1 protein-coding gene is annotated in these 282 nt (G+C 74.8%); it reads right to left on the reverse strand.

Going from position 1 to position 282, the window contains the following annotated elements; genetic code table 11:
• Positions 1-282, reverse strand: a 282-nt coding sequence (locus DBR36_RS18630; RefSeq protein ID WP_258222910.1) for a polyprenyl synthetase family protein, incomplete at both ends; no start/stop codon positions are given.

A 282-nucleotide genomic window follows, 5' to 3' on the forward strand; every position in this document is an offset into this window, starting at 1 on the left:
GCGCAGGGGGGCGCCCTCGAGGGCGCCGTCGGCGGTGTGCGCGTAGCCCGAGATGAGGCGCTCGAGGCGCTCGAGAGCGCCCGTGTCGACGATCACGCGCTGCAGGTCGGTGATCTGGTCGGCATCTAGGCCCGGGTCGCCCAGCAGGGCGTCGACGCGCAGGCGCTCGCTCTCGGGCAGGGCCTCGCGCGCGTAGGCGACGAGCACGGTCCGCTTGCCCTCGCGCAGATCGTCGCCGACGGGCTTGCCGGTCACGGCGGTGTCGCCGAACACGCCCAGCAC

The sequence above is a fragment of the Microbacterium sp. HMWF026 genome (genome assembly GCF_003061325.1).
Taxonomy (GTDB): domain Bacteria; phylum Actinomycetota; class Actinomycetes; order Actinomycetales; family Microbacteriaceae; genus Microbacterium; species Microbacterium testaceum_E.